This window comes from Longispora sp. NPDC051575 (assembly GCF_040681875.1).
GTDB lineage: Bacteria > Actinomycetota > Actinomycetes > Mycobacteriales > Micromonosporaceae > Longispora.
The window spans coordinates 271,631-293,605 of sequence record NZ_JBFAZP010000003.1 but is presented as its reverse complement, the minus strand read 5'-3'; the positions used below and the strand labels follow the sequence as shown (position 1 = coordinate 293,605).

General features: G+C 72.5%; 18 protein-coding genes. 8 read left to right on the top strand and 10 right to left on the bottom strand.

Annotated elements, in window-relative coordinates; translation table 11 throughout:
- Positions 1-378: 378 nt before the first annotated feature.
- Together AB0M43_RS08870 and AB0M43_RS08865 are read right to left on the bottom strand one after the other, a co-directional pair.
- Entirely contained in the window at positions 379-1,026 is a 648-nt protein-coding gene (locus AB0M43_RS08870; protein ID WP_363723324.1) for a hypothetical protein, read from the bottom strand.
- A 76-nt stretch (positions 1,027-1,102) separates the two neighbouring features.
- The gene (locus tag AB0M43_RS08865) at positions 1,103-2,083 is read right to left on the bottom strand and encodes a tyrosine-type recombinase/integrase (RefSeq protein WP_363722545.1); all 981 of its coding nucleotides are present in this window, start codon (positions 2,081-2,083) and stop codon (positions 1,103-1,105) included.
- An 839-nt stretch (positions 2,084-2,922) separates the two neighbouring features.
- Here AB0M43_RS08865 and AB0M43_RS08860 point away from each other — a divergent pair.
- A complete protein-coding gene (locus AB0M43_RS08860) occupies positions 2,923-3,585 on the top strand; it encodes a hypothetical protein (RefSeq protein WP_363722543.1) in 663 nt (220 codons plus the stop codon).
- Between the two features lie 39 nt (positions 3,586-3,624).
- On the opposite strand, the gene crcB is transcribed toward AB0M43_RS08860, so the two are convergent.
- The 8 genes from crcB to AB0M43_RS08820 all read right to left on the bottom strand — a co-directional run bounded on the left by crcB (position 3,625) and on the right by AB0M43_RS08820 (position 14,218).
- Complete coding sequence (gene crcB, locus AB0M43_RS08855) at positions 3,625-4,005, bottom strand: fluoride efflux transporter CrcB (RefSeq protein WP_363722541.1); 381 nt, start codon at positions 4,003-4,005, stop codon at positions 3,625-3,627.
- Positions 4,006-4,069: 64 nt separating this feature from the next.
- Entirely contained in the window at positions 4,070-4,411 is a 342-nt protein-coding gene (locus AB0M43_RS08850) for a CrcB family protein (RefSeq protein ID WP_363722539.1), read from the bottom strand.
- On the bottom strand, positions 4,392-7,745 hold the full coding sequence (gene cydD, locus AB0M43_RS08845; protein WP_363722537.1) for a thiol reductant ABC exporter subunit CydD: 3,354 nt from the start codon (positions 7,743-7,745) through the stop codon (positions 4,392-4,394). The genes AB0M43_RS08850 and cydD overlap by 20 nt, the downstream gene beginning before the upstream one ends.
- Positions 7,742-8,737, bottom strand: coding sequence for a cytochrome d ubiquinol oxidase subunit II (cydB, locus tag AB0M43_RS08840; protein ID WP_363722535.1), 996 nt, complete (start codon positions 8,735-8,737; stop codon positions 7,742-7,744). Before cydB ends, cydD begins: the two co-directional genes overlap by 4 nt.
- Positions 8,738-8,749: 12 nt before the next feature.
- On the bottom strand, positions 8,750-10,147 hold the full coding sequence (locus tag AB0M43_RS08835; RefSeq protein WP_363722533.1) for a cytochrome ubiquinol oxidase subunit I: 1,398 nt from the start codon (positions 10,145-10,147) through the stop codon (positions 8,750-8,752).
- 441 nt (positions 10,148-10,588) lie between these two features.
- Positions 10,589-11,209 (bottom strand): hypothetical protein, encoded by a 621-nt coding sequence (locus AB0M43_RS08830; RefSeq protein ID WP_363722531.1) that lies wholly within the window; start codon positions 11,207-11,209, stop codon positions 10,589-10,591.
- A gap of 181 nt (positions 11,210-11,390) precedes the next feature.
- Positions 11,391-11,900 (bottom strand): LuxR family transcriptional regulator, encoded by a 510-nt coding sequence (locus tag AB0M43_RS08825; RefSeq protein WP_197002482.1) that lies wholly within the window; start codon positions 11,898-11,900, stop codon positions 11,391-11,393.
- On the bottom strand, positions 11,897-14,218 hold the full coding sequence (locus AB0M43_RS08820; protein WP_363722528.1) for a LuxR C-terminal-related transcriptional regulator: 2,322 nt from the start codon (positions 14,216-14,218) through the stop codon (positions 11,897-11,899). The genes AB0M43_RS08825 and AB0M43_RS08820 overlap by 4 nt, the downstream gene beginning before the upstream one ends.
- A gap of 103 nt (positions 14,219-14,321) precedes the next feature.
- Here AB0M43_RS08820 and AB0M43_RS08815 point away from each other — a divergent pair, with 103 nt between their 5' ends.
- The 7 genes from AB0M43_RS08815 to AB0M43_RS08785 all read left to right on the top strand — a co-directional run bounded on the left by AB0M43_RS08815 (position 14,322) and on the right by AB0M43_RS08785 (position 21,926).
- On the top strand, positions 14,322-15,833 hold the full coding sequence (locus AB0M43_RS08815; protein ID WP_363722526.1) for a dynamin family protein: 1,512 nt from the start codon (positions 14,322-14,324) through the stop codon (positions 15,831-15,833).
- Positions 15,834-15,865: 32 nt separating this feature from the next.
- Positions 15,866-16,480, top strand: coding sequence for a nucleotide exchange factor GrpE (gene grpE, locus AB0M43_RS08810; protein WP_363722524.1), 615 nt, complete (start codon positions 15,866-15,868; stop codon positions 16,478-16,480).
- The gene (locus tag AB0M43_RS08805) at positions 16,477-18,345 is read left to right on the top strand and encodes a dynamin family protein (protein ID WP_363722522.1); all 1,869 of its coding nucleotides are present in this window, start codon (positions 16,477-16,479) and stop codon (positions 18,343-18,345) included. Before grpE ends, AB0M43_RS08805 begins: the two co-directional genes overlap by 4 nt.
- Before the next feature lie 4 nt (positions 18,346-18,349).
- Positions 18,350-18,793, top strand: coding sequence for a hypothetical protein (locus AB0M43_RS08800; protein WP_363722520.1), 444 nt, complete (start codon positions 18,350-18,352; stop codon positions 18,791-18,793).
- A 947-nt stretch (positions 18,794-19,740) separates the two neighbouring features.
- Entirely contained in the window at positions 19,741-20,244 is a 504-nt protein-coding gene (locus AB0M43_RS08795; protein WP_363722519.1) for a cupin domain-containing protein, read from the top strand.
- A gap of 39 nt (positions 20,245-20,283) precedes the next feature.
- The gene (locus AB0M43_RS08790; protein ID WP_363722517.1) at positions 20,284-21,063 is read left to right on the top strand and encodes a glucose 1-dehydrogenase; all 780 of its coding nucleotides are present in this window, start codon (positions 20,284-20,286) and stop codon (positions 21,061-21,063) included.
- A gap of 614 nt (positions 21,064-21,677) precedes the next feature.
- On the top strand, positions 21,678-21,926 hold the full coding sequence (locus AB0M43_RS08785; RefSeq protein ID WP_363722516.1) for a hypothetical protein: 249 nt from the start codon (positions 21,678-21,680) through the stop codon (positions 21,924-21,926).
- Positions 21,927-21,975: the final 49 nt, after the last annotated feature.

Sequence of the window (21,975 nt, the reverse complement as noted above, 5' to 3'; positions counted from 1 at the left end):
GTCCAGCCGCGAGGAAGCGCCAAGAGCCATCGCGAGGAAGCCCCAAGAGCCAGGGGAGGTCCAGCCGCAGGGAAGCCCAGGAACCGACGGAAGTCCGGCGTCAGGAAAGCGCAAGGAGACGGCGAAGGAGACGGCGAAGGCCCAGCCGCACGGGATCGTCGGACAGGCCGCGGACAACAGAATGCGGACACCGGGGGAGCCACAGCTTCCAGAACACCGGAGGAACCCGCAACGCCCCGGACACCGGGGGAACCCTGGCCGTGCGCGGGGCGCGGGCCGCCGGAGCTCACAACGCCCCAGACACCGGGGGAACCCCCCAACGCGAAGACCGCCGCCCGGGACACCCCGGCACGACGGCCACCACACCCAACAACCCGCCTACGACTGCGGCAACTCCGCCAACCGGGCCTCGACCTCAGCCAACTGCCGCCGCAACCGGTCAGCCTCCTCCTCAGCCGCCGCGCGCGCCGCCGACACCAGATCCTCCACAGCCTCCCGCACCGCCGGAGCATCCAACAACGCCACCATCGCCAACGCGTCCGGCGCGCGCACCGGCGTCGGCTTCGCCACCACCTTCACACCCCGCGCCGCCTGCACCGACCACACACCCTCCTGACAGGTCAACGTCACCGTCAACTCCGCCGGAGCCTTCACCTTCGCCGGCTTACGAGGCGCGACAACCTTCTCCACAGCAGCAGTCTCCATAGTCGTAATTGTCGGCTTCGGAGCCGGCGGCAACAACGGCGGCCCCGCCAGAACAGGCTCCGCCACCACCTCAGGCTCCGGCTCCGGCGCGCGCGGAGCCGGCATCTTCTTCGGCGGCACCAGCAGATCAGCGGGGGAGAACCCCAACTCATCCTTACCGAACCGCACCGTCACGAACTCCGGACCATCCGACGGATCATCCAACCGGACCACCTGGCCCAGCTGACCCGCCATCTGCCCAGCCGACGGCGCGAACATCACCCGCGGCCGCTTGCCAGACTCCAAGACAGCCCGCAGACCCTCCACTTCCTCAGTGGACAACACGATTGACCTCCCAGAGTCACAACGTCCCGGCAATTTTTAGCACACCGGTACGACAAAGGCGCACACCGACGCCCTACGACTCCTGCAACCGCTCCAACAACCGGTACGACGGATTCGAGCGCGCCGCGTCCCGCAACTCCCGCGCCGTCGTCTTCAGATACCCCTGACTCGCCGACAACGACCGGTGCCCCAGCAACTCCATGATCTCCATCGCCGACGCCCCCGACTGCCCCAACCGCGTCGCGAACGTGTGCCGCAACGCGTGCACCAACGCGCCCCGCTCCACCCGGTCCGACACCCCCGAGTACCGGTAACACTGCCGCACCAGATACTGCAGCTGGTTGCGCGTCAACCGCTCACCCCGCCCGTCCACGAACAACGCCGCCATCGTCGGCAACGGACGACGCTCCTGCGGCAACCGCGCCCGCCGCGACAACACATACCCCTCGATCAGGTTCTCCAACGCCGGCTCCACCGGCAACGACCGGTCCGCGTCACCCTTGCCCGCCCGCACCGACAACCGCCGCTCACCCACCGGCCCCGCCAGATCCCCGACCGTCAACGCCAACAACTCCGCACTCCGCAACCCCGTCAACAACAACGTCGCGATCACCGTCAGATCCCGCTCCGGCCACGGGTCGCGCGCCTTGCGGGCCCCGCTGGCCAACGCCACCAGCAGGTCGTCGGGGGTGTCCTCGCCCCGCAACGGTTTCGGCTGCCGCGACGGCGGCTGCGGCCGGGCCACCCCCGCCATCGGATTACCCTCCAGGACGCCCTCGGAGACGAGGAAACCGCAGAACGTGTTCCACGTCGACCAGCACCGGGCGATCGACGCCTTCGCCCGGCCGTCCGCGAACGCCGCGAACGCCTGCCGCAACGGGGACAGGGCCAGGGCCGAGCAGGGGAGTGCCTCCAGCGGGACACCGGCACGCTCGGCCAGGAGAGCGGACACGAACATCAGATCCCGCCGGTACGCCGCCACGGTGTGGGGGGAGTCCTTCCGCGGGGCGCGCGCGGTGAAAAAGCCGTCTATCGCGTCGATGATCCGGATCACGGGTTCAGTATGGCCTCCGGGTGTGACACTACCCGAATAGGTGTTTTGTCCGCATAACGCCACTTATGCTTAATTCATGGGAGGGGTACCGGGGAGGAGCGGCGGGGGCGGGCAGCCTTCCGTTCCGGGATGCTCGTCTGCGGCTCCGTGGTGTTGTCGGCGTTGGTGGCGTCGTTGACGGGTCTACTGGAGTGTCGGGCGACCGGCGACCGGCGGCGAGCTCGGGCCTGGCTGATCGCGCGTGGGTGCGCTGACTGGGCAGTGCCTTCAGGGTCAGGGCCGGCGATCTCCGTAACCATCAAAAGGTGTTGGATCTTGATCTGGGGCTTTCGGGCCCGACTCGGCTGAATCTTCCCGTAAGCACCTGCTTGCGTCACGGTGACGAAACAAGGGGTCGGTGTCCGGGGCTGGGGTCGGGGAGGTTGGCGGCTCCGTGTCCCGCTGAGGATCTTCGCGGCGGAGTGGAGGCCCTTGCCTGCGGCCAGCGGGGCGACCTTGTGAACTCCCGCCGGCCGGGTTCTCTTCCGAGAAGCCCGCCGGCACCTCGGACCGATGCCGCCACTCGCACGCGCGCCGCCGGTGCGCGCGGACCAGGCGACCAATCACAAGGCCGAGCTGGCACGGTGTCGGCCGCGTTGGACAACCCCGTTCCAGCGCCTTTCCACGCCTACCTATCCTGTGGCGATAATCGACATTATGTTAAGTAGGTCGAATGGAGGCCCTCCCCGGGGCGACGAGAACACCCCTTTCCCGGTTGCGAACACTCCCCGAATCCTGCGGTACACAATCTGTCACATCACGTGATGGTGCTGCCCGCGCTGTGAGCGCACCATGACGGTATGGACAGGCGTGCAACTGTGGGGGCCGTGTGCCTCGTGCTGATGGTGGCCGTGCCGGGGTGCACCCGGTCCGAGCCGCGTCCCGCTCCCCCGTCGACGTCGGCGGCCCCGACCGCGGCGAGGACGGGCACCCCGACTCCCCCGGTGAACACGCCGACCGCCGCCGGCCCGTCGGAGAACTACCGCAGCTACACCACGAAGTGTGACTGGATGTGGCCCGGCGGCGGCGCGGCGTGCACGGTCACGCACCAGAATCCGGTGCCGCCGCTGTCGGGGGTCACGTCGATCGCGGCCGGGCAGCACTCCGGGTTCAACCGGCTCACGTTCGTGTTCACCCACGCCGTCCCGACGTACGACGTGCGCTTCGTCCGCGAGCTCCTCGACGGCGGGCGGGGGGTGCCCGTGCCGTTGGAGAACACCGGTGGGGTGGTGCAGATCTGCTTCGACGGGGCCCAGGCCAACGCGGTGACGTCGCAGCCGCCGCCGAAGGTGGCGCTGAGCAGGATCGTGAGCTTCGCCAAGGGCGAGGACTTCGAAGGGGTCGTGCGGTACGGCATCGGGCTCGCCGGGCCGGTCGGAGCGGACGAACGGGTCAAGGTGAGGGTCGCCGAGGGGCAGCGGGCCGACGGGGCGTTCGTGGTCGTCGTGGACGTGGAGGGCTAGCCGCCCTCGCCCCGGCCGCGAAAGGCCCCGGCTCTGTCGTTAGCCGCTCCCCCACAACAGCCACGCCGCACCGGCCCCCAGATACGCGGCCGCGAGCCCGGCCCCGATACTGGCGGCCGCATAACCCAGCGCGTGATGGCCCCGTCGTTGTTCGATGAGGGCCATCATGTCGTAGCTGAACGTGGAGTACGTGGTCAGCGCCCCGCACAGTCCGGTGCCGAGGAGGTTCCACAGGCCGTCGCCGACGGCGCCGAGGAGTACGCCGGCGGCGAGGAAGCCCAGGACCAGGGAGCCGGCGGTGTTGACGGCGAGGATGCCCCACGGGAACGGCCGGCCGTGCCGGCGTTGGATCCACTGGTCGGTGACGTAGCGCAGGGGTGCCCCGACGGCGGCGCCCAGGGCGACGAGGAGCCAGGTCACGGTCGCCGCCGGAGAGGCCGGTTGCCCGGGTCGCGGCCGCCCGTCGCCCGGGTCGCCGTGCCGCTCATGTCCGCCGCCCCAGCAGCGTGCCGAGGGTGACGGCAGCCAGGGCCGCGACGGGCGTGACGGTCAGGTACAGCAGCGCCATCCCCGGCCGGTGGGCGTCGAGGAGCCGCTGGGCTTCGAGGATGTACGTGGAGAAGGTGGTGTACCCGCCGAGGTAGCCGACGCCGAGGAACAGCCGGTGTCGCGGCCAGCGGGCGAGGAGTACGCCGATGAGCAGGCAGCCGGTGACGTTGACGGCGAGGATGCCCCACAGGTCGGGCCAGGCGGTGGCCAGGGCGTGCCGGGTGAGGGCGCCGAGGGTGCCGCCCGCGGCGATGACGCTAAGCGTGCGCCAGTTCATGGTGGGTGATGGTAGTGGTGACGGGGATGCCGGCGGGTGGTGGCTGGTGGGTGATGAGCAGGACGGTGCGGCCGGTGGTGGCGGCGAGCAGGTCGTGTTGGAGTGCGGCGGCGGTGGCGGGGTCGAGGTGTTCGGTGGGTTCGTCGAAGACGAGGACGGGGAAGTCGGCGAGGAGGGCGCGGGCGAGGGTGAGGCGTTGGCGTTGGCCGCCGGAGAGGTGGGTGCCGTGTTCGCCGACGTGGGTGTGCAGGCCTTCGGGGAGGGTGCGGACCCAGTCGTCGAGGCGGGCGGCGGCCAGGGCGGTGTGCAGGTCGTCGTCGGTGGCGTCGGGGCGGGCGAGGCGCAGGTTGGCGGCGATGGTGCTGTCGAAGAGGTGCGCGTCCTGGGCGCACAGGCCGATGGTGCGGCGCAGGGTGTCGGGGTCGAGGGTGGCGATGTCGACGCCGCCGAGGAGTACCCGGCCGGCGGTGGGGTCGCAGAAGCGGGTGGTGACGGCGGCGAGGGTGGACTTTCCGCTGCCGGAGGGGCCGGTGAGGACGTGGGCGGTGCCGGCGGGGATGTCGATGTCGGGGAGGGCGCGGCCCCGGGCGGTGAGTCCTTCGACCCGCAGGTCGTGCCGGCCGGAGGGGGTGGCGGTGGCGGGGCGGGCGGCGCCGGGGTCGAGGGTGGCGACCCGGTCCTGGGCGGCGCGGATCCGGGGCCAGGTGGCGGCGGCGGGCACGAGGGTGGCGAACAGTTCGTGCAGGGCGAGGGGTAGCAGGACGAGGACGGCGAGGTGCACGCGGTCGACGCCGGGGTTCGGGGCGGCGAGGGCGAGGGCGGCGAGGACCGCTCCCCCGGCGGCGGCCGCGGTGAGGGCGAGGGCGGTGCCGCGTCCGGTGGCGGCGCGGCGTTCGGCGGTGGTGAGGCGGGCGTCGGCGGCGGCGTGGTCGGCCAGGGCCCGGTCGGTGCGGTCGTGGGCGGTGAGTTCGGCGGCGGTGGTGAGGGTGGTGTGGACGTGGGTGGCGAGGTGGCCGTGCAGGGGTGCGAGGCGGGCTTCGGCGCGGCGGGCGTGCCGGCCGGCGAGCCAGGGGGCGGCGACGGCGACGGTGAGCAGGCTCAGGGTGAGGGGCAGGCCGGTGGTGGGCAGGAGGAGGGTGCTGAGGGTGATGCCGGCGGCGCCGACGGTGGCGGCGGTGGCGTAGGGCAGGGCGACGCGGAGCCAGCGGTCGGCGAGGGTGTCGATGTCGTCGACGAAGCGGGTGGCGAGGTCCCCGGAGCGGCGGGTGAGGTCGGCGCCTGAGCGTTCGAGGCGGTTCCAGGTGGTGACGCGGAGTTTCGCGAGGATGCGCAGGGCGGCGTCGTGGCCGGTGAGGCGTTCGGTGTAGCGCAGGACGCCTCTGCCGATGCCGAAGGCGCGGACGGCGACGACGGCGACCATGAGGTAGAGGACGGGCGGGTGTTGGGCGGCGCGGGAGATGAGCCAGGCGGCGGTGGCGGTGAGGCCGACGGCGCAGGTGGCGGCGAGGGTGCCGGTCCCCCAGGCGAGTGCCAGACGACGACCCAGGACCTTTCGAGGGGTACCGGCGGGGGCTTCGCCCGACGTGCCTGTTGACGTGTCGGTCGACGTGGCTGGCCGGGGTGCGCCGACCGGGCAGCTGGCGGTCGTCGCGTCCTCGGCGCGTGGGGTGCGGGCAGGGCCGCCCTGGTCGGTGAGGTGCGCGCTGACCTGGGGTGCTGTCCGGAACGTGTCGACTGTGAGGCGGGTGCGCGGCCCCGGTTCGGCCGGCTCCCGGTCGTCGGCGGTCTCCGGCTCGGTGAGGGTGATGACCCGGTCGGCGGCGGCGATGACGGCGGGCCGGTGGGTGGCGACGAGGACGGCGGCGCCCCGGGCGGCGTGTGCGCGCAGTACCCCGGTGATGAGGTTTTCGCGGTCGGGGTCGACTCCGGCGGTGGGTTCGTCGAGGAGCAGGAGGGCGGGGTCGCGGTCGAGGGCGCGGGCGAGGGCCAGGCGGCGGCGTTGGCCGGCGGACAGTCCGGTGCCGTGTTCGCCGATGGGTTGGGTGGGGTCGAGGTCGTCGAGGTAGGGGTGGGCGGTGGTGTCGACGAGGTCGGCGACGGTGCCGGGTGCGAGGTGGGGTTCCTGGGGTACCCAGCCGATGGTGCGTCGCCACGCCCGCGGGTCGAGGTCGGACAGTGCGGTGCCGTCGACGGTGACGGCGTCGGTGGGGGTGAAGCCGAGGAGGGTGTTGAGGAGGGTGGTCTTGCCGGTGCCGGAGGGTCCGGTGACGGCGACGTACTCCCCCGGGTTGAGGGTGAACGTCAGTCCGGTGGGTGCGGGGGTGGGCCGGTCGGGGTGGTGGACGGTGAGGTCGGTGACCGCGAGGCGGGGCGGGGGCGCGGGCAGGGTGCCGGTGGGCGGGAGCGGGGTGTCGAGTACCTCGAAGGCGGTTTTCGCGGCCTCGAGTCCGTCGGCGCTGGCGTGGTAGTGGGTGCCGACGGCGCGGAGTGGCAGGTAGGCCTCGGGGGCGAGGAGGAGGACGAGGAGGGCGGTGGCGAGGGTGAGGTGGCCGTCGACGAGGCGGAGTCCGATGCCGACGGCGACGAGGGCGACGGAGAGGGTGGCGAGGAGTTCCAGGACGAGGGAGGACAGGAACGCCAGGCGCAGGGTGGCCAGGGTGGCGGTGCGGTAGTTGTCGGTGATCTTCGCGATCTGGGCGGCCTGGGCTTTGGCGCGGCCGAAGACCTTGAGGGTGGGTAGGCCGGTGACGACGTCGAGGAAGTGGTGGCTGAGGCGGTGCAGGGCGAGCCAGCGGCGGCGGGTGTGCGCGGCGGTGGCCATGCCGACGAGGGCCATGAAGATCGGGATGAGGGGCAGGGTGACGACGATGATGGCGGCCGAGGCCCAGTCGGCGGGTGCGAGGACGGCGAGGACGGCGGCGGGGACGAGGACGGCGAGGAAGAGTTGTGGGAGGTACTTGGCGAAGTAGCCGTCGAGGGCGTCGACGCCGCGGGTGGCGAGGCTGGTGAGGTCGGTGGTGCGTTGGCCGGTGAGCCAGGCGGGTCCGAGGCGTAGGGCGTGGGTGACGATGCGGGTGCGCAGGGCGGATTTGACGGCGGCGGAGGCGCGGTGGGCGGCGGTTTCGCTGGCGAGTGCGACGGCGGCGCGGCCGGCGACGACGAGGGTGAGCAGGGCGAGGGCGCGGGGCAGGCCGGTGGTGTCTCCGGTGAACGCGGCGGCGAGGGCCTTGGACAGGATGAGGGCCTGGGCGATGACGAGGGCGGCGGTGGTGGCGCCGAGGGCGATGACGGCGGCGACGGCGGGGCCGGCGAGGCGCAGGAGCCGGGGGTTCACGCCGGGATGTCCTTGACGCTGATCCGCTTGCGGAACACCCAGTAGGTCCAGGCCTGGTAGCAGCCGACGATGGGGGTGAAGATGACGGCGACCCAGGTCATGATCTTCAGGGTGTACGGGGTGGACGCGGCGTTGGTGGTGGTCAGGGAGTACGCGGCGTCGGTGGTCGACGGCATGACGTTGGGGAAGAGGCCGAGGAACAGGGTGGCGACGGCGAGGGCGATGGTGGCGGCGGTGCCGGCGAACGCCCAGCCTTCGCGGCCGGCCCGGTTGGCGCTGAGGGCGGCCAGGAGGGCGACGGCCGCGAGGACCGCGGTGGTGAGGGCGGCGGGGTCGAAGCGCAGGCCGAGGGTCCAGGCGAGGAACGCGACGGCGAGGACGGCGGTGACTCCCCCGGCGCGGGCGGCGAGGGCGTTGGCGCGTACCCGGATGTCGCCCGCGGTCTTGAGGGCGAGGAACAGGGCGCCGTGGGTGACGAAGAGGCCGACGAAGGTGAGGCCGCCGAGGAGCGCGTACGGGTTGAGCAGGCTCAGGACGGTGCCGGTGAATTCCTTGTCGGCGTCGATGGGCACGCCGCGGTAGATGTTGGCGAACGCGACTCCCCACAGGAGCGCGGGGACGGTGGAGCCGACGATGATGGCGAGGTCCCAGCGTTGCTTCCACTGCGGGTCGGGGCGCTTGTGGCGGTATTCGAAGGCGACGCCGCGGATGATGAGGGCGACGAGGATGGCCAGCAGCGGCAGGTAGAAGCCGGAGAAGAGGGTGGCGTACCAGTGCGGGAAGGCGGCGAAGGTGGCGCCGCCGGCGACGATGACCCAGACCTCGTTGCCGTCCCAGACGGGGCCGATGGTGTTGATGAGGACGCGGCGTTCGGTGTTGTCGCGGCCGAGGACCGGCAGGAGCATGCCGACGCCGAAGTCGAAGCCTTCGAGGACGAAGTAGCCGGTCCAGAGGACGGCGATGAGGATGAACCAGAGGGTGGTGAGTTCCACGGCCGTGCCTCTCTAGTACGCGAAGGCGAGTTGGTCGTCGTCGGTCTTGCGTTCGGGTGGGGTGACGTCGGGCAGGCCGGCGCGGGCGGTGCTGATCAGGAGGCGGGTCTCGATGACGGCGAGGATGCCGTAGAGGACGGTGAAGACGACGAGGGAGGTGACGACCTCGCCGGTGGACACGGACGGTGAGACGGCGTCGGCGGTCTTGAGGAGGCCGAACACGGCCCAGGGTTGCCGGCCCATCTCGGTGAAGATCCAGCCGGCGGAGTTCGCGGCCAGGGGCAGCAGGGGCAGGACGAGGCCGGCGCGCATGAGCCACTTCGAGGTGGGGGTGCGTCCTCTGCGCAGTGTCCACAGGGTCAGGAGGGCGATGCCGGCGCCGGCGGCCCCGAAGCCGATCATGAACCGGAAGCCCCAGTAGGTGACGGGGATGACGGGTGCGTAGTCGCCGGGGCCGTAGGTGCCGCTGTATTCGTCCTGGAGGTTGTTGATGCCCTTGACCTCGCCGTCGAAGCTGCCGGTGCCGAGGAAGGACAGCAGGTTGGGGACGGTGAGGGCCCAGACCTCCTCGGTGCCGTCGAGGGTGCCGATGGTGATGATGGAGAAGCTGGCGGGTTTCTCGGTCTGGTAGAGGGCTTCGGCGGCGGCCATCTTCATGGGTTGGGTCTCGGTCATGACCTTGCCGAGCTGGTCGCCGGTGAGCGCGATGGCGGCGAAGGCGGCGATCATGGTCCAGGCGCCCAGTTTCGCGGCGCTGCGGAACGCGGGCCGGTCGTCGTCGCGGCCGCGCACCAGGTGGAAGAGGGCGACGCCGAGGACGAGGGCCCCGCCGGTGAGCATGCAGGCGGCGAGGGTGTGCGGGACGGTGGCGAGGACGACCTTGTTGGTGAGGACGGCGCCGAAGTCGGTGAGTTCGGCGCGTTTCGTCTCGGGGTTGTAGGTGAATCCGACGGGCCACTGCATGAAGGAGTTGGCGGCGAGGATGAAGTAGGCCGACAGGGCGGTGCCGATGGCCGCGGCCCAGATGCTGGCGAGGTGCAGGCGGGCGGGGAGCCGGTCCCAGCCGAAGATCCACAGGCCGAGGAAGGTGGATTCGAGGAAGAAGGCGACGAGGCCCTCGATGGCCAGGGGCGCGCCGAACACGTCGCCGACGAAGCGGGAGTAGTCGGACCAGTTCATGCCGAACTGGAATTCCTGCACGATGCCGGTGACGATGCCCATCGCGAAGTTGATCAGGAAGAGTTTGCCGTAGAACTTGGTGAGTTTGAGCCACTTCTCGTTGCCGGTGCGGTGCCAGGCGGTCTGGAGGCCGGCGACGAGGAAGATCAGACCGATCGTGATGGGTACGAACAGGAAGTGGTAGACGGTGGTGATGCCGAACTGCCACCGCGCGAGGTCGAGCGTGTCCATGTGGGTCCCCCATCCGCGAGGTCCCCCACGGAACCTCTACGCGTCGTAGAAGATTCTACGACGCGTAGAAGATGGGTCAGTCCCGCGGGGTCACCCACAGACGATCAAGCTCCCCCGCGGCGGCCTTGACCTGCTCCAACACTCCCCGTAGCTCCGCCGCCGACGCTGATTCACCGAGAACCACTGTCGCATCGGAAACGGCGCACCGCAGGGCGAACAGGCGATCCTGGAGATGATCGAGCTCGGCGCGGCTGACCACGACCGCGTCAGGCGGAAGCCCAGCCCTGGCCGCCAGCGTGCGTTGTTCGTAGGCACGCTGGCGGCAGGACTGGGCGCAGTACAGGCGGGGGCGGCCGAGGCCGGCCCGGGACGGTAACGGGCTTCCGCACCACGTGCACCGGGCTCTACTGGCCATAGCGGTCACCACGACCACAGACCGTATCAGGCGCGCAGGGCGGTCACGATCTGGCGCGCGAGGTCCTCGTGCTTGGCGTACGCCTCGGGGAACGCCGAGATCTGCACGGCCTGGATGGCGTACGTCAGCGGCATGGCCCACCAGTTGGTGACCGTCATGAGGACCTTGTAGAAGGCCCGGGCGGCGTACTCGCGGTCCAGCAGCTGGGGCACGGTGCCCCAGTTGGGGCGCTGCTGGAACAGGCCGACGGAGTCGTGGTCCCAGCCGACGCCCTCGTTGGGCAGGGCGAGGGACTCCGGGAGGCGTCCGCTGGCGAGGTTGAGCAGCCGGGTCTCCTGCAGGGCGCACATGACGGCTGCGATCTTGGCCTGGGCCGGCAGGTACATCTTCCCGCCGACGGCCACGATCACCGCCGCGTTGTCCATCTGTGCCTGGCTGAGTCCGCCGACCGGCGGTACGTGCAGGAGGGGGCCCGCCGGCGCCGCCCCGGGGGCGGGGGTCGGCGCGCCCGGCTGGGGCCGGCCCTGGCCGCGGGAGGCGGCCTGGGGGATGTCGCGGGCGCCGTCCTCGGCGGCGGCCGCTGCCTTGGCGGACGGTACGGAAGTCTTCTGCAGGTTTCCCGTGGGGAGGAAGAGGCCACCGGCCACTGACAGAACACAGGCTCCCACGACGATGCGGGGGCCGAAGGTTTCGACGAGCCGACGGTGACGGCCCGACGACGCGGGGGGTTGTCTATGTCGCATCGGGCAACCATAGACAGCGATAGGTAACGGCTTCTACCTGCGGGAACGTGGGTTTGACAACAACTAGATAACTGAAAACAGGACACTATCTGCGTCTGCGGCGGATGTATGCCAAAACCGCTTCGCGGGTGGTGGTGACCCCGAGGGCGTCGCGGGCCTGGGCGATTCTCCTGTTGGCAGTGCGTAACGACAGGTACTCCGCGGCCGCCGCGGCGGCGATGGTTTCGCCGTTGGCCAGCCGTTCGAGCAGTTGGCACTGCTCTTCGGACAGAGGTAGGGCGTCGGAAGTACCGTCCTCGACACCGCGTACGACAGGCCCCACCCGCGACAGATCGGCCAGCAGGGCACGACCCAGGTCGGACTCGCACTCGATGACCGCGACGACGCCCGCGCCCCGGGCGGCGGCCAGCACGGCCAGGCGGACGGTCTCCACGTCGATGATCCGGCCGAACAGCACCAGGCGGGCGTCGGAGACGTCCCAGGCGGCCTCCGGCAACGCGAAACTTTCCCGGGTGCGCCAGCCCTCCCGCGCGAGGCGACGCAGGACCGTCGTCGCGTCCGCACCGGTGCCGACGACGTACCGAGGTCGGTTCACAGCACCTCCAGACAGCGTGCCGCGGCCTCGGTGCGAGTCCGGGCACCCAACTTACGCATCCCCGCACGGATGTGGGTCTCTACTGTCTCGCGTGAGACACCCAGAACGCTAGCTATCCGCCTGGTCGGTTCACCCTGGGCGACGAGCTCCAGCACCTGCCGTTCGCGCTGGGTGAGCGACCCGTCACTTTGCGGTCCCCGTCGGTCCCTGCGGACGGCGTGCTTGCGCAGTCCGACCCGGGCCCGCCCGGCCAGCAGCACCATGCCTGAGGAGGTCGCGAGCGCCTCGGCGGCCAGCAGCGGGGGTACCGCCACGGCCGGGTCGGCGCTGAGCAGCCCCAGGGCCAGCAGACAGCGCACCTCCTCACGCACCGCCACCGCCCGCCACGCCTCGGCGGCCCCGGCGAACCGGTCCGGGCGGCCCGCCCACGCGGCCAGGGTCTCGGCGACGGGGGGCGGCCCGGACTCGCCGCCGGCCTTCGGGCCGCCGGCCGCGCCGTCGAGGTGTGCCCAGTGCGCGGTGATCCGGCGCAGTCCGGGCAGCAGTGGGCCGAGGGTGTCCCCCGCCGCCAGGGCGAGTTCCGGTTGGCCGTCGAGCCAGGCGGCCTCGGCGGCGACCCAGTCCACAGGAGAGTCCGGTACCGACACGCCGTCCAGTCGCGACCGGGCGGAGCGGGTCAGGCCGGCGTCGGCCTCGGCGAGCGCGGCGGCGGACAGGGCGTAGCCGCGCGCCACGGCCGGCAGGGTGCGGTCGGCGAGTTCGACGGCGCGGCGGGCGACGTCGTCGAGGCCGGTGCCGGACAGGGCGGCGCACCACAGTTCGACGGCGACGAAGCGGGCCTGCCAGGAGTAGGCGATCTCGGCGGCGCAGGCGGCGGCGGCGGAGCGGGCGGCGTCGCGGGCCTCGGTGAGCCGGCCGTCGGCGACGAGGGTGCACACGAGTTGCCAGGCGCACCAGCGGGCGGACAGGGCGTCGTCGTCGGCTCCGGCGGCGGTGGCGGCCGACGCGAGCGCGTACTCCCAGCCGGGGTCGCGGCGGTGGGCGGCGACGGCGGCGACGGCGGCGCGCAGTCCGGTGTCGTCGGGGACGGCCGGTAGGCCGGTGACGAGGGCGGAGGCGCGCGACGGGTCGGCGGCGAGGGTGGCCAGGATCCGGACCCGGAGGGCGTCGGGGTCGGTGGTGTCCTCGAGGGCCGCGAGGGCGGCGACGGGGTCCCCGGACTGTAGGAGGGCCTCGGCGCGCAGGGCGGCGGCGTCGTCGGGGGTGACGGCGAGGGCGGCGGCGGGGCGGCCGACGGTGAGGGCGGCGCGGGCGGCGGCGCGGCGCACGGTGTCGTCGTCGGTGAGGGACGCGGCCAGGAGCAGGGCCTCGGCGCGGGCGGCGGCGGAGTCGGCGAACTCGGCGGCGAGTTGGGCGCGTTCGCAGGCGGCGTCGCGGTCGCCGGCGGCGGCCAGGTGCCGGGCGGCCTCCAGGCCGGTGGTGAGTTCGGCGAGGCGTTGGTGCAGGGCGCGGCGTTCGGTGGGGTCGAGGGCGCCGGCGGCGATCTCGGCCACGTACGGGGAGGTGGGGGTGGCGGTGCCGTCGCGGACGGTGACGAGGTCGGCGGCGGCGAGTTCGGTCAGGCCGCCGCCGAGGAGGTCGGGTTCGGCGGGGCGGCCGAGCAGGCCCAGGGCGGCCAGGGCGGTGCGGGCGGGGCGGGTGAGGTCGGCGACGGCTTCGGCGACCAGGTAGGCCATGTCGTCGCGTTCCCCGCCGGTGCCGGCGCGCCGGGCGAGGGCCTTGACCGCGAGGGGTACGCCGCCGGAGCGGGTCACGACCTCGGCGACGGCCGCCGGGGACAGGCCGGGGGTGGTGGCCAGGGCCAGCTCGGCGGCCTCGGCCCCCGTCAGGGTGGGCACGGTCAGCCAGGCGGTGGCTGCGGAGCGTAGTCGGGCCTCGGTGTCGGGGGGTAGCCGGTGCGGGGTGCGCAGCGCGACGAGGACCCGGACATGCGCGGCGATCAGCGGCAGCGCCTCCAGGGTCACGGCGTCCGCCCACTGCAGATCGTCGAGAACCAGCAGGCCACCGGCCACCCGGGACCGCACCGCCTCGGCGAGCAGTGCCGGGTCGTCGGCGGGCAGGCGCGCGCGGACGGCACGGGTGAGGGGCAGCGCCGGCGTACCGCATAGGATCGCCAGGCCACCACCGGACAGCACGGGCCCGGCGAAACCAGCGCTCACGTGACCCAGCGTCGTGCTGCGACCACTGCCCGGACCGCCGGTGAGCACGACGAGGCCCGGCTCGACAAGATGGGTCAGGATGTCGGGCGGGGCGAGCACTGCGGGGTTACCTCCCGGGGTGGCACGAACATGTGATCCTGCCAAGGCAGAGTATTCGTAGTGTGGCCTGTGGTGTCCAGGCCAACGGAGGAAGGGGCGGTACATGACGTCGGGACCATTGAGCGCGAGAGTGGCGGGCATCTGCGTGGACGCCGCCGCACGCATCGGAGGTCCGACCCGCGCGCAGCTCCTCGACGTGCAGCGACGTCTCGGTGAACCCCTGCGGGTGGCCATCGCCGGCCGGCTCAAGGCGGGCAAGTCCACCCTGGTCAACTCCCTGATCGGCCGTCGGGTCGCCCAGACCGAGGTCGGCGAGTGCACGAGGGTCGTCACCCAGTTCCGCTACGGCACCTCCGACCGGGTGGACGTGGTGCGCCGCGACGGCAGCCGCGCCAGCCTTCCTCTGGACGACCTGGGCATGATCCCCCAGCGCCTCGGGGTGCCGTCGCACGACATCGCCTACGTCGACGTCACGCTGACCAGCGACCGGCTGCGCGACCTCACCGTCGTGGACACCCCCGGGCTGTCGTCGACGAACACGTCGGTGTCGGCCGGTACCCGGCGGTTCCTGTTCAACGAGGCCCCCATCGACGACGACATCGACCCGGACTCCGCGGGAGCCCTGTCGGGGGCCGAGGCCATCATCTACGTGTTCACCCAGAGTGTGCGCGAGGACGACGTGCAGGCCCTGGAGTCGTTCCGATCCATGTCGTCGCGGTTGTCGAGCAACCCGATCAACTCCGTGGGCCTGTTCAACAAGGTCGACAAGCTCGCCGGCGCCGGTACGGACCCGTGGGGGGTGGCCGCCGCCCTGGCCACCGACCAGCGGCGGGTGCTGCGCCGGGTCGTCTCCGACGTCGTACCCGTCATCGGGTTGCTCGCCGAGACCACCGAGGCCGGCCGGCTCACCGCCGCCGACTGCGAGGCCCTGCGCGAACTGGCCCGGCTGCCCGAGTCCGAGCGGCTCGTGCTCCTGGCGTCGGTGGACCTGTTCGCCAACCGCGAGTGCTCGATCGACGCCGAGCAGCGCCAGCGTCTCCTGCGCCTGCTGGACCTCTACGGCATCGGGTACGCGATCGCGGCCCTGACCGCCCAGCCCCAGCTCGCCACCGGGGAACTGCTGCGCATGCTCCTGGCCGCGTCCGGCATCGCCCGGCTGCGCCAGACCCTGGAGGAGACGTTCCGCTGGCGCACCGACGCCATCAAGGCCGGCTGGGCCCTGTCGAGCCTGGAGAAGATCGCCAGCCACGCCCCCCAGCCGCGGGACCGCGAGATGCTCCGCGACGCCATCGAACGGGTCCTGCAGGAACCGGAGTACCACCGGCTGCGCCTGCTGGAGGTCGCCCAGCTCGTCACCACCGGCGCCGTGGACCTGCCCGACCAGATGGAGGGCGAGTTGACCCGCCTGGCGCTGTCGACCGACCCGGGCTGGATCCTCAACCTGCCCGGCGCGCCCCAGCAGCACCTCGCCGACGCCGCGTTGCAGGCCGCCAGCCGGTGGCGCGCCTTCGCCGTGGCCGGTGCCAGCCCCGCCCAGTCCCGCGTCGCGCTCGTCGCGCACCGCGGCTTCCACCTGCTGTCGCAGCGCGTGCGCGGCCAGGCCGCCTACAGCTAGTGAACCGACCCACCCCCTTTCCAGGAGAAGCGATGTCCCCCAGCAGTCTCCGCGCCATCGCCGCCGGCGTCGCCGCGTTCGTGGCCGTACTCACCGGCATCCTGGCCGGCCTCACCGGCGGTGGAGAGACGTGCACGACGATCATGTCGGCCGAGAAGCGCCCCGGTGAGATCGGCCCCCTCAAGCCCGAGGACACCAGCTGCGAGAAGGAGACGTTCAACGTCGTCCCCGCCGCCGCCGGGTTCGTGGGCGCGGCCGTCGCCGGCGGGGTCGTCCTCGTCGTCACCGCGTTCGTCCGGCCGCCCGCCCCCGTGTCGGTGCCCAGCGTGGCCGTCGACAACGGCCGGGTCGCGGCCCTGGAGGTCGAACGCGACACCCTCGTCAAGACCGCCGTGTACGTCCGCGACCGGGCCAACAGCAAGGCCATCGCCGACCGGCTCGGCTGGGCCCTGTCGGAGGTCGGCGTCGCCACCGTGTCGCCCGTCGGGGTGAAGTTCGACCCCGCCCAGCACGAGGCCGGCGGGTCCGCGGCCGCGCCCGACCCCGCCCAGGCCGGCCTGATCGCCGCCGTCGAGGTCCCCGGCTACACCGACCGCGGCACCGTCCTGCGCGCACCGGTCGTCACCGTCTACCGGGACGGCAAGTGACCGCCCCCGCGGGGGCGCCCGCCAAGCCCGACATGGGCAAGATGCTCAAGACCACCATCGACGGCGGCCTGGCGTTCCTGCGCAAGGTCGACCCCGACGCAGCCGCCGACATGGACGCCGTCCGCCGCCGCGAGCTCGGCCGGCCCACCATCGTCGTCGTCGGCGAGACCAAACGCGGCAAGAGTTCCCTGACCAACGCCCTCGTCGGGGTACCGAACCTCTCGCCCGTCGACGCCGCCGTGGCCACCTCGTCGTACCTGGAGTTCTCGCACGCCGAACGGGCCGCCGTCCGCGCGCACGTCCCCGGCCACGAGATGCCCATCACCCTGTCCGTCGGGGACCTGCGCGACTGGGGCACCGTGCTGGGCAACCTGCCCGACGGCATGCGCCCGCCCCGGCGGATCGAGGTCACCCACCCGGCGCCGCTGCTGAAGTACCTGACGCTGGTCGACACCCCCGGCGTCGGCGGCCTGGACTCCCTGCACGCCGAGATCGCCCTCGACGCCGTCGAGCGGGCCACCGCCCTGCTGTTCGTCGTCGACGCGTCCTCCCCGTTCTCCAAGCCCGAACTCGACTTCCTCCTCGAGGCCAGCAAGCGGATCAACTTCGTGATCTTCGCGCTGACCAAGGTGGACGCCTACCCGGGCTGGCGCACCATCCTCGACGACAACCGCGCCCACCTGCAGGCCCACGCGCCCCGGTTCGGCTCCGCCCCGTTCTACCCGGTGTCCGCGCGGCTGGCCGAGCTGGCCATGACGCTGAAGGGCGACGCCGGCAAGGAACTCGTCAAGGAGTCCCGGGTCGGCGAACTGCAGCACGCCCTCGTCGAACTGGCCGGCAAGGGCCACCTGCTCCAGCAGACGAACATCCTGCGCACCCTGCGCAGCGAACTCGTCCGCCTCGACATCGGCATCGGCGACAAGCTCAAGTCCACCGACCCCGACCCGGCCGACGCGCAGCGCGCCAAGGAGGAACGCACCAAGATCGCGTCCCGGAAGCGCTCGGAGTCCAAGCAGTGGTCACTCGCCCTGAACACCGAGACGTCCCGGGCCCGGGTCGACGCCACCGGCCTGCTGCGCACGTACGTGTCGAAGACGCAGGAGGAGTACCTCACCAAGATCGAGAAGGGGAACGCGGCTACGGTCAAGGCGCTGCCCGCCGACATCGACAAGGCCCTGCAGGCGCTGTCGATCCGGCTGTCGCAGGACCTGGAGTTCCGGTTCCGCAAGATCGGTGAGCGGATCCTCGCCCAGGTGTTCACCCCCCAGGAACTCGGCCAGGTCCTGCGCCGCCTCAACGCCCGGCTGCGGCACGCCATCGCCAGCAAGCCCCGCCGCGAGGGCAACCAGGACAACCTGATGATGATCACGTCCACGGCGGGCATGGCCATGATGGCCGGCCGGGGCGCCATGGCCGGCGTCGGCGCGATGGGCATCGGCGGCGTCGTCGGCGGCGGGCTCATCATCCCCGGCGTCGGCATCGCCCTCGGCCTGGCCGCCGGCGCGTTCATGCTGTACCGCAAGAAGGTCGCCGGCGACAAGACCCAGGCCAAGGTGTGGCTGCGCGAGGTCCTCGGCGAGGCGCGCGCCGCCCTGTCCGATGAGATCATGCACCGGTTCACCGACCTGCAGTACGCGCTGACCCTCGCCCTCGACGACGCCATCGAACGCCGGCTCAAGCAGCTCGACGACCACATCGCCGACATCGACAAGTCCATGGCCGAGGACAAGGCCAGCCGCGCCAAGCGCCGCACCACCCTCACCGGCGAACGCGAGGCCCTGCGCGCCCGGCTCAAGCAGCTCGACGAGGTCCTCGTGCGGATGCGGTCCATCACGCCCGTGGGCCCCGCCGAGGTCAAGGAGTAGCACGATGGAACACGAGGAGTGGCCCGACGGGGGCGAACACACCCCCGACGGGTACGAGCCGGCGTACGAGCCCCACCTGGACGGCACCTGGGACGGCCACGACGACCCGCACGCCCACGACGAGGAACCCGACACCGCCGAGCTGCCCGTCGACGACCTGACCGACGCGTACCCGGACGACCTGGCGTCCGACGGCGGCCCCTCCGACGTGTTCCCGCCGGCCCTGGACTTCGACACCCCCGAACCCGTCGACGGCTTCCCCTGGACCGACCCGACGAGCCTGGGCACCACCGGCGACTACGAACCGGCCCTGGAGAACCCGCCCGTGTCCGAACTCCTCGCCTACGACGGCCTCGACGCCACCGACGCCGACCCGTGGACGACCCTGGAGAACTCCGAGGACCCGGCGACCAGCTCCCTGGCACGCTTCTGGCGCCCGGAGAACTGACCGGGTGGTGTGCCGGGGCCGGTGGAGTTGGCCGGCCCGGACGTGAACCACTGCCCGGACCCCACGCGCCTGGGGCGGGGAGGAGCCCCGGGCCGACGGGTGGTGCGGTTCCACAGAGCCGAACGCCCAGTTGGGTACGGGGCCGCCCGGCCGAGGCTTTTGGAACAGCTGGTCGGGGATGTGCGGACGGCGGCGCGCCGGGCGACGGTGGGGCGACGGTGGTAGGCGTCGGTGAACCGGTTGCCCATGGGACGCCATCCGAGCCGAAGGCGGTCGCGCGCGGCTGTGCCGACGGCGCCGCCCGGGGCCGTGGCGGTTGCCCACGGCTGTGTCGGCCGCGCTGCCCGGGGCCGTGGCAGTTGCCTACGGCTATTTCGACCGCGCCGCCGGAGGCTGTGGCAGTTGCCCACGGCTATATCGACCGCGCTGCCCGAGGCTGTGGCGGGTGGCGTCGGTCCACAGGTTGCCGACGACGTGCCCGAGGTGACGTGGAGCCGGGTCGCGGGCGCGGCCGGGCCATGGGGGTGGGGCAGGGCTTCCTCGCGGGACGGCGCTTCCAGTTTCCCCCGCACTGGGCCGAGGCTCCCATCATCCCTGCCCTGGCCTGGAACAGCCGACCATCCCTACCCTGATCTGGAACAGTCGACCATCCGTGCCCTGGCCTGGAACCGTCGACCGAAGACGGTGACAGTCCGGCCGGCTCTGTGGCCACAGCGCCGCAGTCCCGCACGGCGGGCACAGTTCCGCACCCGGTCACGGCTCCGACCCGGGGGCCGCGTGCCCGGTCCCGGCCCTACAGGTCCACCGCGCGGGCGTCGAGCGTGAGCCCGGCCTGACGTCCCCCGCACCCGCCTCCGGAGGCGCCGATCGTCCGGTCGACCCGGGCGCGCCTTCCCCGCCCGCCTGGCGCGCCCCCGCTATAGTCCTGCCGTCGACGGGAGGAACCCATGGACCCCGAAGCCCGCGCCGTCGCGGCCCGCCACGACCTGCGCCCCCTGCCCGTCGAGGGCGGCCTGTACCGCAGAACCTGGTCCGGCCCGCCCGACCCGACCGGCCGACCCGCCGGCTCGGCCATCCTGGTGCTGCTCGCCGGGGACGACTTCTCCGCCCTGCACCGGCTGCTGATCGACGAGATCTGGCACTTCCACGAGGGCGACCCGCTCGAACTGCTCCTCCTGCACCCCGACGGCACCGACGAGCTGCGGAACCTGGCCCCCGGCGGGGACGTGCAGGTCGTGGTGCCCGCCGGTACCTGGATGGGTGCCAGGGTCGCGCCCGGCGGACGCTGGTCGCTGTGCGGCACCACGATGGCCCCCGGGTTCGTGCCCGCCGACTACGAGGGCGGCGACCGGGCGGCCCTCACCGCCGCCCACCCGGCCCGCGCCGCACTCATCGGCGCCCTGACCCGCGCGGACGCCCCCACCAGAATGGAGTCGGACCCCGATGCGTGACCAGGCCCCGCCCACAGCGCCGACCCCCGGGTGCCGGTGATGGCCGGCGCGCGCGACCCGCTGCTGCCCGACCTCACCGGCGAGGTCGTCCTCGTCACCGGCGCCAGCGGCGGCATCGGGGCCGGGATCGCCAGCCAGTTCGCGTGGGCCGGCGCGCACGTCGTCGTGCACCACCACACCGGCGCGGACGCCGCCCGGGCGGTCGTCGACGAGATCACCGAGATGGGCGGGTCCTCCGTCGCGCTCCAGGCCGACCTGACCAGCGAGAGCGCCTGCCACGACCTGGTCCGGCGCGCGTTCGCCTGGCGCGGCCGGCTCGACAACCTCGTCACCAGCGCCGGGATCCAACCCGTCCAGGACCTGGCCACCATGACCGCCGAGGACTGGCGGCGGGTCCACGAGGCGAACCTGACCAGCGCGTTCTCCTGCACCCAGGCCGCCGCCGAGGTGATGGCCGCGCACGGCGGGTCCATCACGCACATCGCGTCCATCGAGGGCCGCCAGCCCGCGCCGGGGCACGCGCACTACAGCGCCGCGAAAGCCGCCCTGATCATGTTCGCCCGCTCGGCGGCGGTGGAGTACGGGCCGCTCGGCATCCGGGTCAACACCGTCTCCCCGGGACTCATCGAACGCCCCGGGCTCGCCGAGGACTGGCCCGACGGGGTCCGCCGGTGGACCGGGGCCGTCCCGCTCGGCAGGCTCGGCCGGCCCGACGACATCGGCAGCGCCTGCGTGTTCCTGGCCAGCGCCGCCGCAGCCTGGATCACGGGCAACGACCTGGTCGTCGACGGCGGAATGAGCGCCCGCCCGACCTGGTGAGCACCGGACCGGCGGACCGTGTCGCCGACCCCCCGGCTGTCCTGCGCCCGGAAGCGGACGTGGACAACTGGAGGTCCGGCGCCCGGACGTGCCGGCGGAAGCTGGCGTGAGCGTCCGAAGCGCGTCAGGTGTCCCACCGCCCGGAAGAGGGCCGTACTACCCCGCGCCGACCGGACTCCAGGCAGAGACCTGTCAGGTCCGGCGCCGACCGGACTCCAGGCGGATCTGTGCGGCCCGGGCGCCGACTTGACTCCAGGTGGGCCCGTGCGGCCCGGGCACCGACCGGACTCCAGGTAGGCCCGGGCGCTGGCTGGACTCCCGGTAGGCCCGTGCGGCCCCGACGCCGACCGGTCTCCAGATTGGGCTCGCGCCCGGTGCCGACCGGATTCCATGTAGGGCTCGCACGGTCCCGCGCCGACCGGTCCCCAGGATCCACCGGACACCCCCCGGCGCACACCCCGGGCGACCCTGCCTCCCCGCGCGAATCCGCCCGCCCCGTTCGGCGCCGAACTCCCCTAGGATGACGACTGTCTATCGTGGACAGACGTGTCTGGCTGTGAGGACAGGCCGCCCGGAACCCACTCCGGCCGGCCCCGCGAACCAGAGGGGTAGTCATGATCACCACACGCTTCATCGTCCGCGCGGCCCTCGCCGCCACAGCGGCCGCCGCCCTCGGCCTGGGCCTCGGCCAGGCCCCGGCGTCCGCCGACTGGGTCGGCGAGATGGGCCCCTACGCCACCTACGCCGAGTGCGACGCCGAACACGACCTGTACTGGAACGCGATCACCGAGTGCGCCTACCGCGACAGGCCCGGCACCGACAAGGACGGCTGGTACTACAGGTTCTACGTCGAGACGCGGTAACCGGAACGGGGCGGCACCGGACCCGCGGTGCCGCCCCACGCGTACCCCT

Excerpts from the sequence above, each read along its gene's own strand:
- AB0M43_RS08860 (WP_363722543.1), top strand. The coding sequence starts at position 2,923 with ATGGACAGGCGTGCAACTGTGGGGGCCGTGTGCCTCGTGCTGATGGTG.
- AB0M43_RS08850 (WP_363722539.1), bottom strand. The coding sequence starts at position 4,411 with ATGAACTGGCGCACGCTTAGCGTCATCGCCGCGGGCGGCACCCTCGGC.
- AB0M43_RS08835 (WP_363722533.1), bottom strand. The coding sequence starts at position 10,147 with ATGGACACGCTCGACCTCGCGCGGTGGCAGTTCGGCATCACCACCGTC.
- AB0M43_RS08815 (WP_363722526.1), top strand. The coding sequence starts at position 14,322 with ATGACGTCGGGACCATTGAGCGCGAGAGTGGCGGGCATCTGCGTGGAC.
- grpE (WP_363722524.1), top strand. The coding sequence starts at position 15,866 with ATGTCCCCCAGCAGTCTCCGCGCCATCGCCGCCGGCGTCGCCGCGTTC.
- AB0M43_RS08800 (WP_363722520.1), top strand. The coding sequence starts at position 18,350 with ATGGAACACGAGGAGTGGCCCGACGGGGGCGAACACACCCCCGACGGG.
- AB0M43_RS08795 (WP_363722519.1), top strand. The coding sequence starts at position 19,741 with ATGGACCCCGAAGCCCGCGCCGTCGCGGCCCGCCACGACCTGCGCCCC.
- AB0M43_RS08790 (WP_363722517.1), top strand. The coding sequence starts at position 20,284 with ATGGCCGGCGCGCGCGACCCGCTGCTGCCCGACCTCACCGGCGAGGTC.
- AB0M43_RS08785 (WP_363722516.1), top strand. The coding sequence starts at position 21,678 with ATGATCACCACACGCTTCATCGTCCGCGCGGCCCTCGCCGCCACAGCG.